Source organism: Sulfurimonas sp. NW9, assembly GCF_051132275.1.
Taxonomy (GTDB): Bacteria; Campylobacterota; Campylobacteria; order Campylobacterales; family Sulfurimonadaceae; genus Sulfurimonas; species Sulfurimonas hydrogeniphila.
In genome coordinates this window covers 59330-84511 of record NZ_CP093236.1, presented here as the reverse complement: position 1 = coordinate 84511, position 25182 = coordinate 59330, and the positions used below count along the sequence as shown (strand labels likewise).

The window sequence follows — 25182 nt, the reverse complement described above, 5'->3', positions numbered from 1 at the left end:
TTTTTTCATGTTTGCATCAGTAAGGTCAAAAGTCATTGTCTCCATTGTTGCCTTAAGTGTTCTCGGGCTTATCGGAATGTCTTATTATCTCTCCTTTACACTGCACAGCCTTTCAGATACTACCGCAAAAAAATCTTTGAAAATGCTCAGTCAGTCCATCTTTCAGACGATGACAACAAGCATGATGATGGGAGACCCGGAAGTGGTTCAGACTGCTTTTGAGAGTGCAAAAGGCATTGACGGCATAGAGGACTTGAAAATTGCAAAGTCAAAAGCTGTTATGGAAGTTTATGCACCAGATGAAACATATACGGCCGACCCTCTTGTGCAAGATGTATTGCAAAACAAAGAGACAAAAATTATCGAAAAGAATGAAAACGGGCACCATATTATCCGCATGATTAAACCTATGATAGCCGAAAAAAGATGCCTGCAGTGCCACTATAATGCAGAAGTCGGTTATGCACTCGGTGCCATGGATTTGACGATATCACTGGATAAAAATGATGAAGATATTGCACAGACGAACACAACACTTGTCATCTCTTTGATTCTGGGCAGTATTGCATTTAGTATGGTTGCCCTGCTCTTTTTCAGCCGTGAAATTTTTACACCGCTGAACAACCTCAAAGAGAGAATTGCAGATCTTGTGCGCGGGAACAAAGATTTAACAAAACGTCTTGCCTACAAAAAAGGCAATGAATTCGGAGAGACAGCCAATGAAGTAAATCATTTTATAGAAATGATTCAATCTACAGTAAATGAGGTGAAATCACTCGGCGAACAAAACAATGAAATAGCCTCTGAAATTGAGATCTCCTCCCACGTCATACGAAAAGGCGTACAGCAGGAGAGAGAGATTGTTTCCAAAACAAGCAAAAAAACAGAAGATATCCAAACTATTTTAGATGAGACCATAGAGGCAGCCACTGTTACCCAGGAAACCATCCTCAATGCCGAAAAAGAACTCGAAGAGGCACACAGCTCTTTGGCAAAACTCAACAGTGAAGTAGAACATTTTGTAGAGAGTGAAAACGAACTCTCAAGCGAACTTTTAGTCCTTAAAAATGATGCCGACCAGGTCAAGGACGTCCTCAATGTCATCAAAGAGATAGCCGAGCAGACAAACCTTTTAGCTCTCAACGCTGCCATAGAAGCGGCACGCGCAGGAGAACACGGGCGAGGATTTGCCGTGGTTGCCGATGAAGTCAGAAAACTCGCAGAACGAACACAAAAGAGTCTCTCAGAGGTAGACATCAGCGTCAGTACCATTGTACAGGCTATCAATGACGTCAGTGACAAGATGACAATCAATGCACAAAACATAGAAGCCCTTGTCAATATATCTGATGATGTGGAACAAAAAATCACAACAACGTCGCAAGCGATGCAAATCTCCACACAGATGGCAAACAAATCAAAAGAAGACAGTGAAAAAATGTCGCAGAATATTCAGGAGATCATCACCTACATAGAAAAAATCGAAACACTCTCAACAGCCAACGGCACCAGTGTTGTAAGCATTGAAAATGATTTGCAAAAACTCGTGCAGGTTGCCTCTTCTTTACAAAAAACTATCGACGAATTTAAAAGCTAAGGACAGAACTCTCTAACGCGGCAAACGCCGGTGCCCTCTTTTGTGCACATAGTTCTTTTTAAAACACGACTGGCAGATACTGTACTTGGAATTTACCGGCAAAACCGTGCCACAGAGCTTGCAGCTTTGACTCAGCTGTGTCTGCCTGAGTGTCTCTTCTATATATTTGTTCAAAACACCCCTGTAGGCTCTTGCCTTGTTTTCATCTACAAAGTAGTCATTAAAACGGTAACTCAGCCACAGATACAGCGAAATCTCTTTGACCATATCTTCAGCGCGCAACAGCTCTTCGGAGGTTTGTGCATACGAACCTGTCAGTTTTGGCGCATGATAATAAACCGGCTCTTTTTTCTCCAAAGCATTGATGTAGCGCTCATAGGCACTGATGATATAGGCTGATTTTAGCGTCAGCGGCGCGCAGGCAAGATGGTACTTGGTGGCAATATCCAGATCATAACTGTCAACAATGCGGGAAGCCTCCAGCATATCATCAAGCGAAGCCGCATAAAAAGGTCCGTCAAAGACCATATTTTTGATAAAAAAGCGCAAAATTTCTTCCAAAGAGTTTTCTTCCAAAATCGTACTGACAAGTTTTATATGTTCCAAATTTGCCATTACTTTAAAGGGCACTTTTATCTCTTTTGCCGGCTTGGTGAAATTTTTCTTGACTACATGTAAAGCATCCCCGTGCAGAGCCCCGACATAGCCCTTTTCATGCAAACCGTAACGCCCTGCCCTTCCTGCAATCTGCTGTACCTCCGAAGGAAAGAGACTGCGTTGGATTATCCCGTCAAATTTTTCGGCTTTTGAAAAAAGCACCGTTTTTATGGGCAGATTCATCCCCATCGCTATGGCATCGGTGGCAACAAGTACCTGCGTTTCGCCTTCTCGAAAACGCCTTGCCTCTTCCCGTCTGACCTCAGGCGAGAGATTGCCGTAGACAACACTCACTTCAAAATCTTTGGAAAAATTCTGCTTCAGCCGCAGAACATCTTTACGACTAAAAGCGATAATCGCCGTGCCTGCCTCCACATCTTTTGGATGTGTCGGTTTTTCCAAAAGCTCCAAAGGATTTTTCCTCTCAAACTCCCGTATTTCCAGCTCTTCACCCAGATACTCTGCCAAAGCGACAATCGCTTCTTTGACATTTGGCGAACCTGTCATAATGACCTCTTTTGCAGGCGCACCTATAATGGCATTTGCCCATGCCCAGCCGCGGTCACGGTCATCTATCATCTGTACTTCATCTATGACACAGACATCCACATCCACATCATAATTCATCATCTCAATTGTAGAACTGATATGCGTCGCTTCATCATCAAGGATTTGCTCCTCACCGGTAATTAGGGAGCTTTCAATGCCCTGTGCTTTGAGCGTTTCATAACCTTCGAGTGCCAGAAGCCGCAAAGGCGCCAGATAGTAGCCTGTATCTGCCTTTTTGAGATGCTCCATCGCCTCGTAGGTTTTGCCGCTGTTTGTAGGACCGATGTGCAGTATAAGTTTTCTCTGCATACTGCGCGCAATGGGAAAGAGATTTTTAAAATCACGAATAGTCCGCGCAAGCAGTGCTTCACGCTGTTTTTTAATCAGTTCGTCATGGATAGAGTGTAAAAAACGCCGTGTTATTTTTCTGTGAATTTTGGGCGTTATATTCAAGGTCTGAGGAAGCAGTTCAAAAAGATACTCATAGACTCTCGCATGCAGCTCTTCTTGGCTAAAATGCAAAAGCTGGGCATACTCTTCACACTCTTTTACCAAAGCATCGAGGGTGAGTAAAAATTCATCTTCGTGCTCTTTTTTGACCTCTGCCAAAATAGCATCAAAATTAAACCTTTTCGCGTTCCATATCTCTTCTAAAAGTCCTTCAAGCTCTACATGTAACTCCAGTTTATAAGAGATTTTCTGCTCACTGTAGGGGAGGCAAAGCTGCTCATTGACACGAATCAGCACCTCTTCTTCATGCAGTTCCACTCCCTCGGCCTCTATTTTAGACTTGACAATTTTTTTTAAAAGTTTCTGTGATATCAGCGGATAGCTCACTTTTGATTTTGGAGGCGAAGCCCGCAGTGCATCTAAAATTTCCTTGGTACTCAAATAGGCATGCGGATATTTCAAATTGCTTAAAAAATTATTAATATTCTCCTGCTTTTGTTCCACAACCGTAACTTTGTCCTGACCTATCTTTTGCACAATCGCATCAAAATCCGTTGTTTCAAGGTATTCATACGCATAGGGTTTTGTTTTGAGTGTCAAAATCTTGTGAAAATGCTGTTCGTAGAGTTCGTACTTCAGCGAGGCATTAAATTCAAAGCAGTCATCCAGATCAAAAAGTCCCTCAAGTTCACGTTCTAATCTCTCTTTTTTCATCTCAAAACGGATATGACGCAAAGATGATTCCATTTTTTCTATGGTTATTTTTTTGCTTCTTACATGTAAATAGGCTTCTCGCAGACGCACGGCCTCTTCCTGGCTTACATCAAGTTCTTCCAAAAGTGCGTTAATTTTGTCTTCTCTGTCAAAAACAACTTCTTTTTTTGGCTTCTCAGACTTGTACACCCGTCCGTCACTCTCAAAAAAGTTCAATATATCATGGCGCATACCGCTGTCTGCCTCGCTCCAAATCATTCGGAGTGTTTTTACCATCAGCGTTTTGTTATGCTCTATATCATATATGCCCAGTGTTGCAAAAAGCTCACTGAGGGTTTTACCTTCCACCCGTTCAATCCCCACATCAAAGGGGTCATCATCAAAATATTTTCTAATTCTCTGGTTAATTTTACTGTTTTTTTTATTTTTTCTTGCCATAAAAGAGATTATAACACAAGTTTAGCAGCTTTATGGCTCAAAAGCCTGACAGCCCGCACTGCTTCCTGAATTTTCGGAACCCGTACTTCAGTGCGGGCTGAGAGTGGCAGGAGTGTTGCAACAGTCGGCACTGAAGTACCGATTCCGAGAAAGCATTAATTTTTTTAATAGGTTTTAACGCTAAAGTGTACCTTAGGAAAACACAAAGCCCGCACTGCAGAAAAAAATTTAGTTTTTTTCTAAGTCATGCTTTAGCATAGAAAGTACGGGTTCCGAAAAAAGCCTAATCTTACTGCTTCAATAAAATATAAAAAATCTGTTATATAATGACCGCATGAATTATCCTGACGAATGGACGCAAAAAGAGTTTTTGCAAAATAAGAAAAAACTGGAACAAGAAGGTGTGGATGTCGTGCTTGTTGACACTATTTTAGCACCCATAGAAAAAGCAGACACAGTAACCTACAATCCTTATGAACTTAAACAATACCCCAAAGGGAGTGTCTTTGTTTTTTACTGCGATTCCGGCAAGGCGACACTTGATCGGCTCAAAGAGTACAAAGAAAAATTTCCGAATCACCACTGTATTTCCCTTAAAGGCGGTCGAGGATACTGGAGAAAAAATATGATGCTACTGGATGAAAACGATGCATAAACATATCAACGAATTTATAAAATGCCTCGAAGAAGAGCGTTATTATGATGCTCATGAAGCATTGGAAGCAGCCTGGTTTCCCCGACGTTTCGAAAAAGACAAAGAGGTCAAACTGCTCAAAGGCTTCATCAATGCCGCTGTCAGTTTTGAGCTGGTAAAGCGAGGCAGGGAAAAACAGAGCAAAAAGGTCTGGGCAAATTACCTCAAATACAGACCTTTTCTTTTTGAAATAAACTCACAATATCAAAACAGTTATTATCAGCTTTCACGGCTTGTGGAAACTATAAAGCCTAAGAGTCGGCACTGAAGTACCGATTCCGGTATCTTCCAGAGATTAGCCTGTGCAGCTTTTCGGAACCCGTACTTTCTATGCGAAAGCATGACTTGTGAGAAAAACTAAATTTTTTTCTGCGGTGCGGGCTGAGGGTGGCAGGAAAGTTGCAACAGTCGGTACTAAAGTACCGATTCCGGTATCTTCCAAAGATGAGCCTGTGCAGCTTTTTCGGAACCCGTACTTCAGTGCGGGCGAGCGTGGCGGGACAGCTGCTCCCCTTTGTGCTGCCTTACAGCCATAAACAGCAAAAATGCTCCAAATGCCATCAGACTTGAGGTTAAAAAGAGATATTTCGGATAATACTCATACACATATCCGGCAATAAGCGCTCCGCTGAGTCCTCCAAAACCGTAAGTTATTCCGGAAAAAAACTGCTGAGAGAGACTTTTGTGTCTGTAGCGCTGAAACAGATAGCTGATCGCGGCTGTATGAAAGAGTGCAAAACTCAGAGCATGCAGGGCCTGGGAGAAAAACAGTATCGCCAAATTCTCAGGAAATGCAAAAACTAAAAACCAACGCAGTACCGTTGCCAGTGCCGTAAAGCGTAACAGGTTGAGTAAATTTCCCTGCAACAGTCCCCCTTGAAAGAAAAACATCCCCACTTCAATAAGTACGCCAAAACTCCACAAATAGATTGTCATATCCAAACTGATACCGTGATCCGTTTCATAAATGGTAAAAAAGTTATAAAAGGAGCCAAAGCTCATCTGCACCAGAACAAGTCCGCCCCAGAGTTGCCAGTCTTTGAAGATATCTATATCATTAGAGATACTTCTCTCTTTTACATAGCTGGTGTCAGGCGCGCGGCAAAGCACCAAATAGGCTACAAAAGCAGTCAAAAGGCTCAAAACAAACAAAAAGTCCAAGGCAACATAGGCCGAACTTAAAAACCTGACCAGAACAAGCGCAACAACGATAAAGCCCACAGAACCAAAAAGCCGTACTTTTCCGTAACGCTCTTTGCCGATGGTATGCAAAGAGATAACCTCCACAAAAGGCAGCATCAGGCTCATACCCAATCCAAGAAATATGTTTGAAAGCAGCAAGGCATAAAAGTGTTCCAAGGAGAGATAAAAAGAGAGCGTACTTGCAATAACTGTCAATAATGAAAATTTAAAAACAGCAGCATTGAGCGTCAGTCCACGCAAAAACAAAAAAGGCAGAATAAAACGCACCAAAGGAGATGCCGCAAAAATAATCCCTATCTCGCTTGCATCATAGCCGACACCGCTGAGAATTTTTGGCAAAAATATAATATATTCCCACTATGGAAAAATAAAAATAGTAAAAAAGAGATAACAGAGCAAACATAAACTTCCTTATCACAAATTATAGCAATAATCCAATAAAGATATGCTACAATATTTTCAACAAATAAAGGAGAGAGCTAAAATGGAACGAACATTAGGCGAAAACGATTTTATTGTCTCTAAAACAGATACAAAAGGTCGACTGACCTATGTCAATAAGATCTTTATTGACTTAGCGGAATATACAGAAGAAGAACTTCTCGGAAAACCTCATAACATTGTCCGTCATCCGGATATGCCAAAGGCAATTTTTAAACTTTTATGGGATAGAGTTCAGGCAAAAGAAGAGATTTTTGCCTATGTCATCAACAGTACAAAAAACAATAACTCCTACTGGGTCTACGCCAATGTCACACCCTCTTTGGATGAACGCGGCAATACCGTAGGATACTACTCTGTAAGAAGAAAGCCAAACCCTGAAGCACTTGAGATTATCAAACCGCTCTATGCACAGATGCTTCAGGCAGAAAGAAGCGGCGGTATGGACGCAAGTATGAAAATTTTAACAGATTTATTAAACCAGGAAGGAGTCAGCTATGATGAGTATATCATCTCTCTTCAAAAATAACCAGGCTTTATTGCTTTTTGTAACACTTTTAGGCGTTGGTATCTACAGCCTGCTGAGTGCAAGTTACATTGTAGGCGGGCTTGTTTTGTTTATAGCAATTGTGGCGCTCTTTATTCCGGGAGAAACAGCTTCAAAAAGTTCAACCGTTATGGACAAACTCGAAGAGATTTTAGTACAGGCTGCGCAGGGAAAACTCGAAGGACGCATCACACACATTCCAAATGACAACTCTCATGATGCTAAAATCGCCTGGGCGCTCAACGATATGCTTGACCAGGTAGAAGCGTTTATGCGTGATATCGCAACAACGATAGAGTGCGCATCAGCCGGAAAAACCTACAGACACACCTATCCGCAAGGACTGCAGGGGCTGTTTCATACTACCGCCGCTCAAGTCAATACAGCCATAGAGGCAATCGCAAGCGGATACAGAAGAAAACTGCAGGCCGAACTCTCTTCTAAGTTTTCAACACTTGGCGGAGGTATAGGACAGGGACTTTCTATCATCCAGACAGATTTGACTGTTTCATCCGGTGAAGCAGAAGACATTGTTCATGTTTCTGAACAAACGGCAGAAAAAGCTTCGGGAAGTCTTAACAGTGTTCTTGAAATAGGACAAAGACTGGGCTCTCTTGTGGAACTCATTTCTTCTTCGCATGAAGGCATTGTTAATCTTGAAGGGCGCTCACGGGATATTTCAGAGGTTGTAGGTCTCATCAAAGATATTGCAGACCAGACTAACCTGCTTGCACTCAACGCAGCCATAGAAGCAGCCCGTGCGGGTGAGCACGGACGCGGTTTTGCCGTAGTTGCCGATGAGGTCAGAAAACTTGCCGAACGCACCCAAAAAGCAACCACAGAGATAGAAATCAACATTTCCACTCTTCAGCAAGAGGCAAATGATATGCGAACAAACTCTGATGAGATTACAAACATAGCACAGGAGTCAAGCGAAGTAATTCATGAGTTTGAAAATACCTTTAGTGAACTCAACGAGCTTGCCAATGCAGCGCACACGACAGCTATCGGTATTCAAAACCGTCTCTTTACCACACTTGTCAAGGTTGACCATATTTTATTTAAATCAAATGCGTACTCAGCTGTACTCAACGAAGATGCAAATAAAGAGTTTCCGGATCACAAACACTGTAGAATGGGGCAATGGTATTTCAGTACAGGCAAAGAGCGCTTTGGCAACACTTCTGCCTTTAAGAAAATGGATGCACCGCATGCGACTGTGCATGATGCAGTGGCTAAAAACATGGTTTTGTCAAAGAACACAGTGTTCTCAAAGCAGATCATCCTAAGATAATAGTGGAAAATTTCAAAAAAATGGAAGACGCTTCACTGGAGCTTTTCAAAGACTTGGATCGCATGATAAAAGAATACGATGAAACAAGGTAATTTATCGCTATTTACCTAACATTTACTTATAATAAATATAATTCTATATCTCAATTATGTTTTTCCCCTTTCATAAGAGAGATATTTACTCCTATAAATTTTTAAAACAGCTGAGTTTTCCCCCTTTTTTACTCTCGGCTGTTTTTCCTCCCTTTAAGCCCATTCAAAAAAGAAATATGATATTATTCCTCATTATGTATTTAACGAAAAATAAAAAAGTAACTTTTATTCACACTATTACAAAGAAACTCTCCCAATTTTCAGAGATAAACAGTGTTGTGCTCTTTGGCTCTTTTTTATCTTCCAAAAATCCAAATGATATTGATATTGCGGTCATACAAAACTCAGATGACAACTTTTTAACGCTTTCTCTAAAATACAGAAAGGTATTGCGTGAAATTTCCAAAATCATTCCTATAGATATAATTCCCATTAAAGAGGATGCAAAAGGTGTCTTCTTGGATGAAATTTATAAAGGAAAAGTTGTTTATGAAAGATGAGACAAAGAAATGGCTTGTTTTTGCAGATGAAAATTTTCAATCAGCTAAGATTTTATTAAAAAGTCATCTCTATAATCCATCCCTGCAAAACACACAGCAAGCAATAGAAAAATATATAAAAGCATATTTAATTGAATATGGAATAAAGTTACAAAAAACACATAGTATATTATCTCTCAATGAAAAACTTAAAAAAGAGAATGTATTATTAACTATTACAGAAGATGAGATTGACCTGATAGACACTATTTATCTTTCATCCAAATATCCTTTTGGTTCAGTACTGCCTGATTTTGAACCAAATGAAAAAATTACCCTACAGTGTATCCAAATAGCGCAACAGGTTCAAGTTGATATTAAGAAATATCTCTCTTAGTAAATGAAAATTATACTGACAACTTTAAATTCACGCTTTACACACAGTGCCATAGGGCTTCGCTATTTGTATGCAAATATGCAGGAACTCCAACAGGACACGACTATACTCGAATTCAGCATCAATGATGCCATCCAAACCATTGCAGAGAAACTCCTTCTCTCGCAGCCTGACATTATAGGTATAGGCGTGTATATCTGGAATGCCAAAGAGGTGCACGAACTTATTCACATCCTGAAAAAAGTTTCACCCCAGACACTTGTAATTCTCGGAGGTCCCGAAGTGAGCTACCTGCCTTTTCGTGTCAACTTTGATGATGCCGACTACATCATACAGGGTGAAGGCGATCTGGCTTTTTACCGGCTGTGCAAAAATATTCAGGAAGAGCGTCCTGCCGAGAAAATTATAAAAATGACGCTTCCAGACCTTAAAAAAATACAGCTTCCTTACATGTACTACACAGACGAGGACATAAAGAACCGTTATATTTATGTGGAAATATCAAGAGGCTGTCCTTTTGAATGTGAATTTTGCCTCTCTTCCATGGATGAAAAAGTACGTGCCTTTGATCTTGATGCAGTCTTGACAGAATTTGAGAAGCTCTGGGAACGGGGAGCGAGAAATTTTAAATTTGTTGACAGAACCTTTAATCTCAACATGAAAGCGGCAAACAAAATCTTGGACTTTTTTTTAGAAAAAGAGCCGCCCTATTTTGCCCATTTTGAAGTTATTCCCGACCATTTTCCCCTCTCTTTGCGGGAAAAAATAAAACGTTTTCCTCACGGTGCGCTGCAGCTTGAAATCGGCATACAGACACTCAATCCAAAAATTGCAAACAATATCTCCAGACAACTCAAACTCGACAAAATAAAAGACAACATCGGCTTTTTGCAAAATGAGACAACGGCGCATATTCATCTTGACCTGATCGTGGGGCTTCCTGGGGAGAGTTTGCAGAGTTTTGGACACAACCTTGATGAGCTGATGCGCATCAGCAGCTGTGAAATCCAGATAGGCATCCTGAAAAAACTCTCCGGCACGCACATCAGCCGTCACGACAGGGAGGAGGGCATGGTTTACAGCGACATTCCGCCCTATGATATTTTAAAAAACAACAAACTCAGCTTCAATGATATACAGATTATGAAACGCTTTGCACGATTTTGGGATTTGTACTACAACAGCGGAAATTTCAAAACAACGCTCCCGCTGTTATGGCAAAATGAAAGTGTGTATGAAAACTTTTATACTTTTGGACTCTGGATTTACGAACAGACAGATTCGACATGGAAAATCTCTCTGCAAAGACAGGGCGAACTGCTTTTTTCCTATTTACATGTAAAGAAAAAGATAACCGAAGAGGAAATCGCAAAGTATATGCTTCAGGATATGATGAAGTTAAAAGGCAGAGCAATCCCCGCATACCTCAAGCCCTATGCAAAAGAGTTTCACCCAGAGGCAAAACTCGGAACATCCGGATTTAACAAAAGGCAGGTTCAGGCTTTTGCACCCTGACAGTCGGCACTAAAGTACCGATTCCAAAGAGCTGAGCAGAGTTTTGGAACCCATCCTTTAGGGTGGGCGGAGATGTTGCAGCAGTCGGCACTAAAGTACCGATTCCAAAGAGCTGAACAGAGTTACGGAGCCCATCCTTTAGGGTTGGATGAGAATGGCAGAGATGTTTCAACAGTCGGCACTGCAGAAAAAAATTTAGTTTTTTTCCAAGTCACGCTTTAGCGTTAGAAAGTACCGATTCCGAGAAAGCATTAATTTTCTTCACTTACCTGGAAGATATCAAAGTTTTTCCAAATCATCTACACTTATACTCTTTTGGGTGTCAAGAGTGAGATTCAGTATGTCTGATTCTATAATAGTGTTGTCTAAAATGGCATTGATTTTCTGCTCTATTTTTTTCATATTGCACTCTCCGTTATCAAGGAGGGCAAAATCATCGCCGAAAATTCTAAAAACCATAGAGAGGTCAAAACAGTTTTGTAAAGATTTGGCAATTTTCACCAAAACAGTGTCTCCCTCTTTCCATCCGGATTCTTTGTTGTAACGCGAAAAATTTTTCAATCGCAACAGATGCAGCTGTGTGTATTTTTTTTCATAAGAGTTTTGCAGCAACATTACATCGAGATAGCTCTGATTGTACAGATCGGTCAGGTTGTCCTTGTAAAAATAGGCAAATCGTTCCTTTTCTATATCTGTATGGGGCAACTGATTGATATTTTTGTCTACAACCACATCTTTAAGCGCCTCAAGTGTTGCTTTGACTGCATCCCTGTCGTACTGCACACCGCTGAGACGTTCTATCTCATCGAGTGCTTCTTTGGGTGTTTTTCTGCCTTTGTATATTCTGTTGGTTGTCATGGCATCAAAACAATCGGCAATCATCATCACTTTTGCAAGAGTGTCAATTTCATTGGCGGCAATGCCTCTTGGGTATCCGCTGCCGTCACATCGCTCATGATGATCACGGACTATATCTGCCAGCTCCTCGTACATAGGAATATTTGCCAAAAGTCTGTAGCCGACCTGAGGATGCTCCTGAATCAGTTTATACTCCAGATCATTGAGTTTTTTTGGCTTTAAAAGGACAACATCCGGTGTGACAATCTTGCCGATATCATGTAAAATTCCCGCCTGATAGACTTTTTCGCACTCTTTTTTGGAGAGTCCCATCTTTTGGGCTATCATTTTAGAGTATTTGGCAACTCTTTGGGAATGCCCCGCCGTATAGGTATCTCTCTCTTCTATAAGTTTGACCATTGCCAAAAGAGTTTTTTCATAATTGTCATGCTGAAACTGCATCATAGCACTCAGTTCGGCTGTTTTTTGCTCCACCATACGCTGCAGGGACTTTTTGTACGCTTCATTCTCCTGCATGACTTTGAGTTTTTCACTTACTTTGTAGAGTTCGTAATTCAGCTGTTCATAATCAAAAGGTTTGATTATATAGCCGTCAACCCCTATTTTAATAGCCTGAGACATATAGTCTGAACCGCTGTGTGCGGTTGTTATCAGTATAGCCTGATTCGGATTTATCTCTCTTATTTTTTTGAGCATCTCTATACCGTCCATTTTAGGCATGGACAGATCTGTAATCACGATGTCAAACTGCCCCTTCTTATAGAGCTGTAAACCCTCCAGCCCGTCTTTTGCAGTCGTCACATGTGTAAAAAAATTCTTCAGATACCCCGTGAGTGCAGTTTGCACAGCTATATCATCTTCTACATATAAAACTTTAAATTTTCTTGCCAATGATTGTAATGCTTTTAAATTTATCATACGCTAATCTTATCAAAATTATGCTAATATTAAGAAATAAAAGCTTTCGTTTCAGCTACAAGGCAGAGAAATATGAAAAATTCTGTATTTATCGGGATAGGTGCGAGTGCCGGAGGGTTGCAGGCGTTAAAAGAGCTGTTTCCTCTGCTGCCCACAGACCAGGAGTATGTCTATATAATTGCCCAGCATCTTGACCCGCATAAAAAAAGCGCCCTGGCCGAAATATTAACCGCATATACGGTTATGCCGGTCTCTCTCATCACAAAAGACCAGCAGTTTTTGCCAAACAATGTCTATGTTGTTCCTCCGGGATACAACCTCATCTACACACGCCACCGACTGCTCCTTGAAAAAGCACCCGATACTCCCCATATTCCGACGCCTTCTATCGATGTATTTTTCAAAGCGCTCAGCAGTTACAAAAAAGAAAACTGCCTCGGCATCGTCATCAGCGGGACAGGACATGACGGAACTGCAGGTGTGAGAACCATCAAAGAAAACGGCGGGATCACCGTCGCCCAGTCTCCCAAAGAAGCCCAGTACCCGGAGATGCCGCAATATGCGATTGCAAGCGGTTTCATTGACTATATATTTGAGGTAGAAGAGATCGCCCAAAATCTTGTAAACATCGTGCATACCGCACCCGGACCTTTCATGAAGATTGTAAAGCTTCTCAAAGAAAAAGAGTCCCTTGACATAGAAAAGTATAAAAAAGAGACTATTATGAGACGGCTGAGCAAACGCATGCTTCTGAATAAATGCGCAACGCTTGAAGAGTATATTGACTATATCAATGCCTATCCGGATGAGTTGCATCTGCTGTATCAAAACATCCTTATCGGGGTTACAGAGTTTTTCAGAGACGAAAAATCATTTGAGGCACTCAAGCAGCATCTTGAAGAGTACCTCTCTGACAAGCCAGACAGCTATGATCTGAGAGTCTGGTCTGTTGCCTGCTCTACAGGAGAAGAGGCCTACTCTCTGGCTGTCACCATTGACCAAATCAAAAAAAAGCTCAAAAAAAATTTCGATGTTCATATTTTTGCCACAGACATTGACGAAAAAGCACTTGACATTGCAAAAAAGGGGATCTACTCCAAAAAAGCACTCCAAAAGACTCCAAAGAAAATACGCAAAGAGTATTTTGTTCCCTTGGACGGAGCCTACAAAGTCAAAGAGTCTATTCGTTCTCAGATTATTTTTACAAAACACAATGTTTTATGCGATCCGCCTTTTATCAATCAGGATATTATCAGCTGCAGAAATTTTCTTATCTATATTTTGCCTGAGGTCCAGGAGGATCTTTTTGTCCTCTTTCATTATGCGCTCAAAGAAAAAGGTCTCTTGTTTTTAGGCTCCTCGGAATCAACACTTATGAGCGTTGCCTATTTTAAAACGCTCAACCAGGAGCATAAGATTTACATCAAAGAGCAGCTTGAGAATCCTCCAAGAATCTCTTCGCACTACTTTTCAACACATACACATGCCAAACAGAACCTCTCGGAAGTAAAAACATTTACCCTCAAAGATATCAACATACAAGAAGAGATAACAAATACCATATTTGAACTTTTCTCTTCGGAGTGCATTATCGTCGATACAAATTTCACCATTGTCTACAAACAGGGAAACAACCCTTTTTTAGAGCTTAATGACGGTTTTGTGACTTTGAATATTGTCGAAAACCTGAAAAAAGAGCTGCAGTACAGCGTCAAAAAGATTCTTGATCAGACTGCAAAAAGCGCAAAAGTGCAGAGTACAAAATTTATCGAAGTCAAACTCGGCGAGGACAGGCAGAACTTTGTCAAAGTGATTGCCACTCCTTTTGCGAACAAACATGACGCTGTTTTTATTTTACTCTACTTTCAGGAACTCAATGCCAACAATCTGGAGTTCAACACCAGAGAAATAGTCCTGCCAAACGAATCGTATGTGATAGAAAACCTTACAAACCGGGTGCAGGAACTCCAGGAGGACAATCACGCTCTTTTGGATGAGCTGATGCTTTCCAAAGAGAATATGCAACTGCTCAATGAAGAGCTCCAAAGTGCCAACGAAGAGTTGCAAAGTGCCAACGAAGAGCTCGAAACTTCCAACGAAGAGCTGCAAAGCTCCAATGAAGAGCTGCAGGTATCCATCACAAATGAACAAAAAATGCAAAGGCAGCTCTCTTTGATTTTGAATTCCACGCATGACGGTATCATCGGGCTTGATCTGCAGGGGTGCCATACTTTTGTCAATGAAGCTGCCCTTACAATGCTGGGCTACACAGAGGACGAGCTGCTTGGAAAAAACGCCCACAGAATCTGGCACCATACAAAACCCGACGGCAGCCACTACCCTCTTGATGAGTGTACCCTGCATCTGCATCTCATCAAAGGTATTTCTATCCGTAAAGAGGAACTTTTTTTCAAAAAAGACGGCACTCCTTTTGATGTTGAAGTGCTGCAGAATCCTATTATAGAAGAGGGAAAAGTCAACGGGGCTGTGCTCTCTTTTCATGACATCACACAAAAGAAAAAACTGCTCCAAGAGGCTGAGTATGAGCACAAAATGAACGATTTGTATCTCAACTCAACAGAAACAATAGTGCTGATTTTGGATCTTCACGGAAGCGTGCAGATGATAAACAACAGTGGTGCAAAACTGCTCAGGCTGCCAAAAAAGAAGATACTCGGCAAAAACTTCATTCAGCATTTTGTACCAAAATCAATACAGCCGAAGATGCAGAATATTTTTGATGCCATTGTCTCTCAAAAAGCAAAAGCTGCCAAAGAGTACAAAAGCCAACTGGTAGATGCAGAGGGCAACGAGCACACTGTATCATGGCGAAATACCTGCATCAAAGACAAAGACGGCAATATCATCAACATAATAAGTTCCGGTGTAGACATAACCGACCAGGAAACGCTCACAGAAAAGCTTTACGAACAGGAGCATCTTTACAAACTGACTTTTGAAGAGGCAGACATAGGCATAGCGCATGTCTCCCTTGAGGGAAAATGGATAGATACCAATGAATACCTCACAAAACTCCTGGGATACACAAAGCAGGAGTTCAAAAACATGCATGTCTCCGACATCACTTTTGCCCAGGACAGAGATACAGACAGATACATGCTTGAACAACTGCAAAACAATGAAAAAAAATCATACCATATTGAGAAGCGTTATATCCATAAAAACGGCACTGTCATCTGGGTAAGTCTGGCAGTGGTGCTTTTAGTCGACGAACAGAAAAAACCGCTTTATCTGCTCAAAATAATTCGGGACATATCACAACTCAAGCTTTTAATGTACCAGCTGGAAGTCGAAAAGAACAGATTTGAAAAAATGATAGAGTTTACGCCCATTCCTTTGATGCTCTACAATGCAAACGGGGAAATTTTAATGCTCAACAGAATTTTTCAAGAAACCACAGGCTATACCCTCAGCGAAATTCCGACAATCGAAAAAATGCTGAAAAAACTCTTTGTTCACGAAGAGGAAGAAAGTATAAAAAGCATTAGGCAATACTACAAAAACCCTCTAAAAGAGCCCAAACAACAACAGAGTATTACCACAAAATCAAAAGAGCAGAGAGTCGGAGTTTTGCATGCCGTCAAACTTGACGACCAGTACAACGGCAATGAAACCCTGTACCTCATAGCCATTGTTGATATCACCGATATACAGAGAAAAGACGAACTGATGATTTCACAGTCCCGTCAGGCAGCCATGGGCGACATGCTCTCCATGATAGCCCATCAGTGGAGACAGCCTTTGAGTGTGATCTCCATGGTCGCAAACAATATTCAGGTACAGCTTGATCTGCAGGGAAATGTTGATGCAAAATCTCTGCAGGAACTCATTCATACACTCAACGGACAGACGCAATACCTTTCGCACACCATTGATGACTTTAGAAACTTTTTCCAGCCTGACAAAAAGAAAGAGCTTGTCACGGCAGATACTGTTTTGAAAAAACTCACACATCTTGTTGAAAAATCTTTAGAGAACAATGCCATCACACTCTCCCTTCCGCAAAACAGCGATATTGAATTCTGTACCTATCAAAATCAGCTGCTGCAGGTCCTTATAAATATACTCAACAATGCCAAAGATGCCATTAAAGAGAACAGAAGGGAGGGAGGCCGCATCAGTATAGATGTGACAACATCAGAGCAGGAGATTCTCTTTGATATCTGTGACAACGGCGGAGGCATAAAACCGGAAATACTCAAAAAACTCGGAGAGCCCTATGTCACATCAAAATCCAAAAACGGCACAGGACTTGGCATATATATGTCCAAAATTATTGTAGAAAAATATCTTGGGGGAAAACTTTCATGGAAAAGTGATACCGAGGGGAGCTGTTTTTCAATTTTGCTGCCACTGGATACAGTGTGTGAGTCTTAATTTAACCCGGATTATGTTAAAATAACAGGAAATAAGCAAAAGGAATCAAATATGTTTGGATGCAGTGCAAAACTTGAAAAACTTGAAAATGAATATAAAGCAAAGATAGCAGAGATGGAGGCTGAAAACAACAGGCTTTATGATGAATTCAACAACTGAAAAATCAGCAAAACACCCAAGAGAGCACTTCCGGGATGAAAGATGATGCTTTTGTCAAACTCATCATAGAGAGCTACAGCAACGGTACACACTTTTTGCAGGGAACCATCGAAGACAATCTCGTTCAACTTGAAGAGATTAACGAGCTCAATGATAAAACAAACAACAGAATGCACAATGTTGAAGAACAGACTGCTGAAATCATCTCTACAACAGAAACAATTCAAGAACATGCCAATACTTTGGGAGAAGACTCAAATGCGCTCAATGACAGTGTTATGTCTATCTCAGAAATCATCAATCTCATTAAAGATATTTCGGATCAGACCAACCTGCTCGCACTCAACGCAGCCATAGAAGCTGCCCGTGCGGTGAGCACGGACGCGGTTTTGCCGTTGTTGCCGATGAGGTAAGAAAACTGGCAGAACGTACACAAAAAGCAACCCAGGAAGTAGAAATCAACATCAACGGACTCAAACAAAACTCCAACTCTATTATAGAAATCGGCAACACTTTTATGAATGAAACATCCAAAGTGATGGAAATAGTCGATGTTTTTCATGAAAATATCCAAAAAGTTGTCGAAAACTCCAATGAGATTAAAAACAGAACACAACGCCTGACAAATGAATTCAATGTCAGTAACGGAAAAATTGACCATATTGCACTCAAAATCAAGGGATACAAAGCAATCCTTGATAAAACAACAACTGATATTCCGGATGAAAACAGCTGTCGGTTTGGCAAGTGGTTTTCAGAAGTGAGCCACACTCTGCTTAAAGGAAACACTCATCTTTCAAGTATTACACAACATCACAAAACAGTGCACCAGGGACTTAAACAAGCGATACAGGAAAATATGCAGGGGAATTTTGATACAGCACTTCAGGTATTGCAAGAGGTCGAGCATGCAAGTGAAGTCGGCTTTGAAGAGCTTCTCTCTGCCGTAAAAGAGTCAACAGGCAGATAAAGTCTAAAAGCCTCTTGTATCCAAACCTTTGTCAAAGAGTCATCCAGTTCAAGGGCATATTCAGGGTTGCGTCTGTGCAGCTCTTTGTCAAGTTTTATGATGATGTCTTTGTTCACATTGGGATGATGACAGATTCTTAAAATCAGTTCCGAATATATTTCAAATTTCGGATGAGCACGCATACCCAGTTTCTGAGGAATTTTTCCGTAATACTTCAGTATCAGTTCAACTGCTTCTTTGAGCTCCTCTGTTGTTGATTTTTTATCTTTTATCACGTTCAAAAGCATCTCGAAGTCAGGCTTGACTTCCCTTATATGCATTGGCTTTTTGGCAGTGTTTCTCTTGTGCGGTTTTTTTGCATGTAAAAAATAAAAATAAAAAGACCAAGATGCCAAGCGCTCCGCTCAAGGCAGCCAGAGATTTTATAAGAAGTGTTATATCCATTGCAGCAGCCTTTTTTAAAAGACAAAAGGTATTAAGCGTTTTGTCTTTTTCATATATGCAATATATGCCGGATTATGGCATTGCCACAAACTCTCTTCATAAAACAGTTTTGCCAAAAGCGTCAGCAGCAAAAAAAGGAAAAGCACAAACTCGTAATAGGTAAAATAGATCACGGCGACACCAAACATACTCACCAAGACCGAAAGATACATAGGATGCCTCACGTATCCATATATACCGCCTGTGACCAGTTCACAATTTTCTTTTATATCGGGGCGAATATTAAAGTTTCCTCTTTTATGTTCTCTTATCGCCAAAAGTCCGATGCCTATTCCAAGACCAAGAATCACCAAACCGCTATATAAATGCTGGGTTTTTGAGCCCAAAGGCAAAATCATCAAAAATATAATAAAAAACTGCAAACCGACCAATATCTTACTTTTCATTTACTCTCTTTTTAGAACTCATTATACTGGAAAGAACAACAAAAACAAGTGAAAACAAAACTGTTACAAATATAATAGCATATCCCGTCGGCAAATCTAAATAGTATGAACCAAAAAGTGCTAACACAATACTCACAGAACCAAACAGACAGGCAAAAACAAAGGGCTTTGTTTTTCTTTGGCTCAACCCTGCAAATGAAGGAGCGATAAGCAGAGCAAACACAACCAGCACACCGGCAGACTGCACAGAAGATGTCACGGTTAACGCAAGCATTGCAAAAAATAAAAACTCTTTTTTTGCACCGCTCATTCTTGGATAAAGCACAAACATAACAAAGGCAATGCCGCTGTATAACAGCAGACTTTTATACAGATCTTCACTTGAAGTAAAAAGAATATCTGCCGCACTGAGTTTGGAAAAAAGTTCGGTCCCCTCTGCACTTTGCGCAAGTATGAGCATTATAGAAGATATGCCCAAAGCATATAACAATCCTATAAACGCTTCAATCTTTTGTACTTTTTTTGTAGCCCAGGTAATAATTACGGCAGCCAAAAGTGCAAAAAGCAGGGTCATGGCACTTTGATACTGCGAATCCATAAATGCAACACTCAGCGCCATGCCGACAGCGGCAATCTGCCCTATCGCCAGGTCGGTAAAAACAACACCTCTTTTAATAATCTCCAAACCAAATACAGAGTGGATAAACACTAAGGCAACAGCCAGCACAAAAGCCGGCCACAGTAACTCGACTACTGACATATTCTCTTAGCGATTCTGTTATAAAACTCTTGCAGTGTTTTACTGCCGTCAGCCCCTAAGTCATGGGGAATAATCAGAACTTTTGCTCCTGTCTTTCCTGCAATGAATTTTGCTGTTTTTTTCTCATGGTAAACATCCTGCAAAATCTTTTGCACACCCTTGTCTCTCATTATATTGATCAATTCCAAAGTGTGTTTTGAACTCGGAGCAATCCCCGGAAGCGGTTCAATCGTTCCATATATTTTATAGTTGTATCGCTGTAAAAAATAGTTAAAAAGCGGATGATACTGTACGACCTTTTTATCTTTACATGTAAGCATTTTTGCATCAAACTTTTGTAAATAGTTTTGCCAATCATTTGTGAACTTTTTCAAATTTTTTTCATACTCCCTGCATGCTGCGGGTCAATTTGCGAAAGTTTTTGTGCTATGGCTTTTGCCATCGGCAGGACAGCATAAGGATCTGTTGTATAGTGAGGATTACCCTGTGCATGCACATCACCAAAAGCACGTGAAACGGTTGTCGGTACATTTATCAAATGCACATAGTGAGACAGATCCAAAAAGCCTTTGGCTCCGTTTTGAATCTTGGCATTGTTTGCAGCACGTAAAAGCGGAGGCAGCCAGCCAAGCTCCAAACCTGCTCCGTTAATGATGAGCAAATCTGCACGACGGAGTTTTGCGATAAGCGAAGGCTTGGGTACAATAAAATGCGGGTCATACTTCGAACTTCCAAGAACCGTTACATGTACTAAATCTCCTCCTATTTTTTGCGCAATGGCACCGGCTGTTGTATATGTTGTATCTATTTTGACTGTAGCAAACAAAAAGTTTGTGAGTAAAACTGTTAGTAGTATAGTTTTAATGTTTATCATATGTTTCTCCTAATACGAGTGCGCGCCATGTGCACCTGCTGCAATGTTGAGTGAGAGCATTACTTCACTGATGTTTTTTCTCTCACCGGCTATGATTTTTGTTCTGTCGTAAGTATAAGAGAGACGCAGACGTGACATCGGAAATGGTTTATACTCCAGTTCGGCTGTGTACCTGTCCAAATTACCCGTGTCAATGCCCGCATAAGAAGACAGGTCTGTCTCATTTTTTGTAATTGCCCCATAACGCAAACCTGCTGAGTAGTTGTTGTTATACTGATAAATCAGTTCACTGTAAAGTCCTGCCTGTTTATCTGTTCCTGTGCCGACATCTTTGTTTCTGTAAAGATATTCGCTCTGCCAGACAACTGCGCTGTAGCTTCCTAACTGCTCACGCAGTGTCAAATCAAGGCCATAAACATTGGTAGTATTTGCTGTTGTATTTTTCCCGTGGGCAATACTCACACCGCCAAGAACTGACAAATCATCGCCAACATCGACACTTGATTTTATATAGCCGACATAGAGATTATTTGACTCGGTATCGCCAAAACTTTTGTCATTTGTTCCCTGCATCGCTTCTGCACCCGCCATAATATATGTATCTGTCGGGACAACCCATTGGAATTGCACACCAGGATCACTGATGCCATCGGGACCAAAAAGTGTTTCATAAATAACAGGCTGTGCATCAAAATGCCAGGAGTGCTGGTGTTTTGCATTTATGCGTCCAAAATCACTTTTGAATTTTCCGGCTTTGACTCTTAGCCCATAAGGCAGAGATGTAGTCAGAATGTATGCCTCACCTATTTCAAACTCGTTTGGCTGCAGATGAAAATATGCATAGGCCTGAAAATAGGGATCAACTACAGAGTGCATGGCTATTTCTGCATAATTAAGATTAAAGCCTCTGTTTTTGTTAAAGGGCAAAGGCGCCGGTGATATACCATCATCATTTATAAGACCCGGTATCTGAAAATTTTCATAATCACTGTTTTTCACATTCCGACTCACTGCCGACATATTTAAAATCAAAGCGATATCCGGCAAATAGGCATTTTGAGAAAAAGAGGCAGAGGTATTGACACTTTGTGTCACCTGCATCTGCGATTGTTTTGTACTCAAAGCCTCAAATTTCGCTTCTAGTTTTTGCATACTGATTTTTTGTTGTTCCAACTGCTGTTTGAGTGCATCCATATCTGCATCCGCAAATAAAGAGGAGCATACAAGCACAGAGAGACAGAGTCTTTTTTTCATTGTTTATTCTCCAATATTTTAGTAGTAATTTTTATGTTTTTTTTTGAAATCCAAGCTGCACTATTTTGAATCGGTACTTTCTCACGCTAAAGTGTGACTTGTGAAAAAAACTAAATTTTTTTCCGTAGTGCCGACTGCTGTTTCTTTCATGCCACTCTCAGCCCGCACTGAAGTACGGGTTCCGAAAAAGTTGCTTGGATTAAACGGTATTGAATTAGGAGATTTTTGGAGGGGCCCGTGCGTAAAGAGTGTTGTGAACCTGCTTTACATGTAACGAGACTAGAGGCGCAACAACAGATTCTTTCAGTATTTCCAGTGCTGTCAGATAATTTATGGCAACAGGGGTATCGGCATGTGACAGGCTTGACTGCACTGTACAGATTTTACAGTCGTTATGCTGTTTCAAATCATTATGATGATGAAAAACACCCATAAAAGTTGCAATAATAAAGATAATACTGAGATATTTTTTGAAAAACTGAGTTATCATAATGAAATTTTATCATAATTATCAGTTGATTAAAAGAAATATTTTACACAGCTTTTACACTTCATTGTTATACTATTGCTATTTTTAATATTAACGGGGGAGCTTATGAGTAAAAATGTTGTACTGGTATTTGAAGCAAATGATACAGATATAGTAGATATAGAAAACTATATAGCTTCCCGTGGCTATGAAATAAAAAAAATAGATAAAAAACAAAAAAACAGATAAAAATATTATTGAATTTGCAACAGGCTACCATTTCAATCTCAAAACAAAAGAAACTTTTTATCAAAACCAAAAGCTCAAACTGACTAAAAAAGAGAGCCTTTTTTTGAAACTTCTTCTCCTGAACATGGGGCAGGTAGTCACCTTTGAACAGGCCACAAACTATATATGGAACAAAGAAGAGCTGATAACCGAAAACAATTTGCGAACCTTGGTATGGCGGCTCAGAAACAAACTAAAAACTGACATTATCAAAAATAATCAGGGGATTGGTTATTTTATAGAAGCTTAATGATTTTACTATAAACAGATGGTGGACAGCTAGGGATTCGAACCCTAGGTAGATTGCTCTACACCCGCGTTCCAGGCGAGCGCCTTCGACCACTCGGCCAGCTGTCCTTTGTTGTAAGAGCGGTATTATAGCAGAGCTAAGTTTTAATAGTGCTAAAAGTTTGTAATTTTGTATCATAAACAGTATATGACGCATAAGGAAGCGCAATGCCAAAAGCATCTTCGAGTGACAGATTTTGCACAACTGCCATAAAAGTTCTAATGACCCCCGCATGCGTGACCACTAAAACATTCTCACCCTTTTGCGCAGGCAACTCTTCGAAAAAGAACGTTTTGACTCTTTGCATGTATTTTTCATAAGACTCACCGTCAAGGGCTTTTATCCACTGTGCAAAGTTTTCATATTTTATACCCTGCGCCCTAATCTCTTCATATCCGAGTCCTTCATGTCTTCCCCATGATTTTTCCCGCAATTTTGATGTATATACTGCTTTTTTTGCCTGAGAGAAGGGTTGTATTGTCTCTTTTGCCCGTCTGAGATCTGAACAGTAGACCAAATCAAATGCTTTACATGTAAAAGCTTTTGCCAGCTTTTTGGCATCCTCATGCCCTTTTTTTGAAAGGCCTATGTCATTATGTCCGTTATATTTGCCGATATATGCCTTTTGCACTTCACTATGGCGGATAAGTGTTATTTTCATACCAAACCGACTATAAGAACATTTAACAGTACAAGTTCTGTCACTTCTATGCAAAAACCGTAAATATCACCCGTAAACCCGCCGTATCGCTTCATAAAAAAATGTTTGCATACAAACAGCACCAACAAAGCAACAAACAGCAAAACAAAACTTTGAAAGAGTATGCTGATTACTGTAACATATACCACACTTATCAAAAACTGTTTTTGCGAAAACTCTTTTTTTGCCAAGGCACCCATTCCGTTTGCAGAGAGATAGGGATAGAGACAGATTGCAGCAACTGCCGTAAAACGTGAAAGCATAAGCACGACAGGTAAAAGATACATCGCATCCAAAGCCGCTACAGAAGATGCCTTGAGCAATAAAAACACTACCGTAAAAATCATACCCATCCCGCCGTTATAGGGGTCTTTCATTACATGTAAAGCCTTTTCTTTGGGAACAAACAAGCCGTCTACAGTGTCTGCGAAACCATCAAGATGCAAGGCACCTGTCACTAAAACCCACAAGGAAAAGACAATGAGGCTACCATGTAAAGGCGGAAAAAAAGAGTAAGCAACAAAAAAGTACCATACAAAAGCAAACCGAGCAAAAAACCGACAAACGGATAAAACATCACCGCATAGCCGTTTATGCCTTTATAAAAATCATGCACTTTAAAAAAAGGAAGAATGCTGAGCATTGAAACAGCCAGAGTAAAACCTTTGAAGAGTTTGCTCATTTTATCTGTGTACTGATTCCGGCCACAACATGATAGACCTCATCACATTTTTGTGCAAGCATTTGGGAGAGCTTTCCGCTGATATCCACAAACTGACGGGCAAGTTTATTCTCAGGGATAATGCCACAACTCACATCATTCATAACAAACACAATGTCTTGTTTTAATGCTATAACATTCGCCAATTCCGCTTCCATTTCCGTATAACTTTTTTCACGATAGAGCATATTATTGATCCACATACTTACACATTCAACAAGTACCGCACCCTCCTGTAAAGCTATTTTTTCTCTGAGATTTATCGCCTCTTCGACTGTGATGAAATCACTCTTGCGTTGCTGCTGGTGCTGTGCTATACGTTCTTGCATTTCATCATCTATAAATTCTGTTGTTGCAAGATAGACAGGTTTTTTGTCTGAGAGTTGTTTAATGTAATTTTCGGCACTACGGGATTTTCCACTCTTAATGCCGCCTATAAATAATGTTTTCATTTTAAAATTATAGCAGTTTTATAATATTTTTCGATATTATTGCATAAAATAATTTCCGGAAGCGATGCTTTAGCTTCGTCTTTTAGTCTTCAAAACACAAAGCCCGTACTAAAGT

Annotated in this window: 25 protein-coding genes, 1 tRNA gene and 2 pseudogenes; 13 read left to right on the top strand and 15 right to left on the bottom strand. The window is 40.5% G+C overall.

Annotated elements, in window-relative coordinates; all coding sequences use genetic code 11:
• The first annotated feature begins 7 nt into the window (after positions 1-7).
• Positions 8-1597, top strand: coding sequence for a methyl-accepting chemotaxis protein (locus MLC44_RS00470; protein ID WP_434657931.1), 1590 nt, complete (start codon positions 8-10; stop codon positions 1595-1597).
• 12 nt (positions 1598-1609) lie between these two features.
• Here MLC44_RS00470 and MLC44_RS00465 read toward each other — a convergent pair whose 3' ends face one another.
• A complete protein-coding gene (locus tag MLC44_RS00465) occupies positions 1610-4405 on the bottom strand; it encodes an SUV3 C-terminal domain-containing protein (protein ID WP_434657928.1) in 2796 nt (931 codons plus the stop codon).
• A 334-nt stretch (positions 4406-4739) separates the two neighbouring features.
• Between MLC44_RS00465 and MLC44_RS00460 the strand changes: the two genes are divergently transcribed.
• Both MLC44_RS00460 and MLC44_RS00455 read left to right on the top strand, forming a co-directional pair.
• The gene (locus tag MLC44_RS00460) at positions 4740-5060 is read left to right on the top strand and encodes a hypothetical protein (RefSeq protein ID WP_434657925.1); all 321 of its coding nucleotides are present in this window, start codon (positions 4740-4742) and stop codon (positions 5058-5060) included.
• On the top strand, positions 5044-5367 hold the full coding sequence (locus tag MLC44_RS00455) for a DUF309 domain-containing protein (protein ID WP_346389106.1): 324 nt from the start codon (positions 5044-5046) through the stop codon (positions 5365-5367). The genes MLC44_RS00460 and MLC44_RS00455 overlap by 17 nt, the downstream gene beginning before the upstream one ends.
• Before the next feature lie 209 nt (positions 5368-5576).
• Here the strand turns inward: MLC44_RS00455 and MLC44_RS00450 are convergent, their stop codons facing one another.
• Complete coding sequence (locus tag MLC44_RS00450; RefSeq protein ID WP_434657922.1) at positions 5577-6641, bottom strand: MFS transporter; 1065 nt, start codon at positions 6639-6641, stop codon at positions 5577-5579.
• 145 nt (positions 6642-6786) lie between these two features.
• On the opposite strand from MLC44_RS00450, the gene MLC44_RS00445 reads away from it, so the two are divergent.
• The 5 genes from MLC44_RS00445 to MLC44_RS00425 all read left to right on the top strand — a co-directional run bounded on the left by MLC44_RS00445 (position 6787) and on the right by MLC44_RS00425 (position 11067).
• Complete coding sequence (locus MLC44_RS00445; RefSeq protein ID WP_418640872.1) at positions 6787-7272, top strand: PAS domain-containing protein; 486 nt, start codon at positions 6787-6789, stop codon at positions 7270-7272.
• Positions 7241-8584, top strand: coding sequence for a methyl-accepting chemotaxis protein (locus MLC44_RS00440; protein WP_434657919.1), 1344 nt, complete (start codon positions 7241-7243; stop codon positions 8582-8584). Before MLC44_RS00445 ends, MLC44_RS00440 begins: the two co-directional genes overlap by 32 nt.
• Before the next feature lie 268 nt (positions 8585-8852).
• The gene (locus tag MLC44_RS00435; protein ID WP_434657916.1) at positions 8853-9176 is read left to right on the top strand and encodes a nucleotidyltransferase domain-containing protein; all 324 of its coding nucleotides are present in this window, start codon (positions 8853-8855) and stop codon (positions 9174-9176) included.
• Positions 9166-9552, top strand: coding sequence for a HEPN domain-containing protein (locus MLC44_RS00430; protein ID WP_151901401.1), 387 nt, complete (start codon positions 9166-9168; stop codon positions 9550-9552). The genes MLC44_RS00435 and MLC44_RS00430 overlap by 11 nt, the downstream gene beginning before the upstream one ends.
• Positions 9553-9555: 3 nt before the next feature.
• Entirely contained in the window at positions 9556-11067 is a 1512-nt protein-coding gene (locus MLC44_RS00425) for a DUF4080 domain-containing protein (protein ID WP_434657913.1), read from the top strand.
• Between the two features lie 279 nt (positions 11068-11346).
• Here the strand turns inward: MLC44_RS00425 and MLC44_RS00420 are convergent, their stop codons facing one another.
• Complete coding sequence (locus MLC44_RS00420; RefSeq protein WP_434657909.1) at positions 11347-12843, bottom strand: HD domain-containing phosphohydrolase; 1497 nt, start codon at positions 12841-12843, stop codon at positions 11347-11349.
• A 72-nt stretch (positions 12844-12915) separates the two neighbouring features.
• On the opposite strand from MLC44_RS00420, the gene MLC44_RS00415 reads away from it, so the two are divergent.
• The 3 genes and pseudogenes from MLC44_RS00415 (at position 12916) to MLC44_RS00405 (ending at position 18370) form a co-directional block, all read left to right on the top strand.
• A complete protein-coding gene (locus MLC44_RS00415) occupies positions 12916-17241 on the top strand; it encodes a PAS domain S-box protein (protein ID WP_434657906.1) in 4326 nt (1441 codons plus the stop codon).
• 194 nt (positions 17242-17435) lie between these two features.
• Positions 17436-18007: pseudogene (locus MLC44_RS00410) on the top strand (methyl-accepting chemotaxis protein); the annotation flags it as partial.
• The gene (locus tag MLC44_RS00405; protein ID WP_434658895.1) at positions 17999-18370 is read left to right on the top strand and encodes a CZB domain-containing protein; all 372 of its coding nucleotides are present in this window, start codon (positions 17999-18001) and stop codon (positions 18368-18370) included. The pseudogene MLC44_RS00410 and the gene MLC44_RS00405, both read left to right, overlap by 9 nt.
• Here the strand turns inward: MLC44_RS00405 and MLC44_RS00400 are convergent.
• From MLC44_RS00400 to MLC44_RS00370, 7 genes and pseudogenes are all read right to left on the bottom strand, one after another.
• A complete protein-coding gene (locus tag MLC44_RS00400) occupies positions 18286-18645 on the bottom strand; it encodes a hypothetical protein (protein WP_434657903.1) in 360 nt (119 codons plus the stop codon). The two genes, MLC44_RS00405 and MLC44_RS00400, sit on opposite strands and share 85 nt — an antisense overlap.
• Positions 18646-18664: 19 nt before the next feature.
• On the bottom strand, positions 18665-18814 hold the full coding sequence (locus tag MLC44_RS00395; RefSeq protein ID WP_434657901.1) for a hypothetical protein: 150 nt from the start codon (positions 18812-18814) through the stop codon (positions 18665-18667).
• A gap of 14 nt (positions 18815-18828) precedes the next feature.
• Positions 18829-19260 (bottom strand): methyltransferase family protein, encoded by a 432-nt coding sequence (locus tag MLC44_RS00390; RefSeq protein WP_434657899.1) that lies wholly within the window; start codon positions 19258-19260, stop codon positions 18829-18831.
• Entirely contained in the window at positions 19250-20020 is a 771-nt protein-coding gene (locus MLC44_RS00385) for a metal ABC transporter permease (RefSeq protein ID WP_434657896.1), read from the bottom strand. Before MLC44_RS00385 ends, MLC44_RS00390 begins: the two co-directional genes overlap by 11 nt.
• A pseudogene (locus MLC44_RS00380) lies at positions 20011-20894 on the bottom strand (metal ABC transporter substrate-binding protein). Before MLC44_RS00380 ends, MLC44_RS00385 begins: the two are co-directional and overlap by 10 nt.
• 9 nt (positions 20895-20903) lie before the next feature.
• Positions 20904-22148, bottom strand: a complete 1245-nt coding sequence (locus MLC44_RS00375) for a hypothetical protein (RefSeq protein ID WP_346389095.1) — start codon at positions 22146-22148, stop codon at positions 20904-20906.
• A gap of 214 nt (positions 22149-22362) precedes the next feature.
• The gene (locus MLC44_RS00370) at positions 22363-22638 is read right to left on the bottom strand and encodes a hypothetical protein (protein ID WP_151901411.1); all 276 of its coding nucleotides are present in this window, start codon (positions 22636-22638) and stop codon (positions 22363-22365) included.
• 105 nt (positions 22639-22743) lie between these two features.
• Between MLC44_RS00370 and MLC44_RS00365 the strand changes: the two genes are divergently transcribed.
• Together MLC44_RS00365 and MLC44_RS00360 are read left to right on the top strand one after the other, a co-directional pair.
• Positions 22744-22866 (top strand): hypothetical protein, encoded by a 123-nt coding sequence (locus MLC44_RS00365; protein ID WP_434657892.1) that lies wholly within the window; start codon positions 22744-22746, stop codon positions 22864-22866.
• On the top strand, positions 22844-23155 hold the full coding sequence (locus MLC44_RS00360; RefSeq protein WP_434658894.1) for a winged helix-turn-helix domain-containing protein: 312 nt from the start codon (positions 22844-22846) through the stop codon (positions 23153-23155). Before MLC44_RS00365 ends, MLC44_RS00360 begins: the two co-directional genes overlap by 23 nt.
• A gap of 19 nt (positions 23156-23174) precedes the next feature.
• Here the strand turns inward: MLC44_RS00360 and MLC44_RS00355 are convergent.
• The 5 genes from MLC44_RS00355 to cobU all read right to left on the bottom strand — a co-directional run bounded on the left by MLC44_RS00355 (position 23175) and on the right by cobU (position 25067).
• Positions 23175-23262 (bottom strand) — tRNA-Ser (locus MLC44_RS00355).
• A 29-nt stretch (positions 23263-23291) separates the two neighbouring features.
• Positions 23292-23855, bottom strand: coding sequence for a histidine phosphatase family protein (locus tag MLC44_RS00350; protein WP_434657889.1), 564 nt, complete (start codon positions 23853-23855; stop codon positions 23292-23294).
• The gene (locus MLC44_RS00345; protein WP_434658893.1) at positions 23852-24376 is read right to left on the bottom strand and encodes an adenosylcobinamide-GDP ribazoletransferase; all 525 of its coding nucleotides are present in this window, start codon (positions 24374-24376) and stop codon (positions 23852-23854) included. The genes MLC44_RS00350 and MLC44_RS00345 overlap by 4 nt, the downstream gene beginning before the upstream one ends.
• A complete protein-coding gene (locus tag MLC44_RS00340) occupies positions 24352-24576 on the bottom strand; it encodes a hypothetical protein (protein ID WP_434657887.1) in 225 nt (74 codons plus the stop codon). Before MLC44_RS00340 ends, MLC44_RS00345 begins: the two co-directional genes overlap by 25 nt.
• Entirely contained in the window at positions 24573-25067 is a 495-nt protein-coding gene (gene cobU, locus MLC44_RS00335) for a bifunctional adenosylcobinamide kinase/adenosylcobinamide-phosphate guanylyltransferase (protein WP_346389093.1), read from the bottom strand. The genes MLC44_RS00340 and cobU overlap by 4 nt, the downstream gene beginning before the upstream one ends.
• Positions 25068-25182 lie beyond the last annotated feature (115 nt).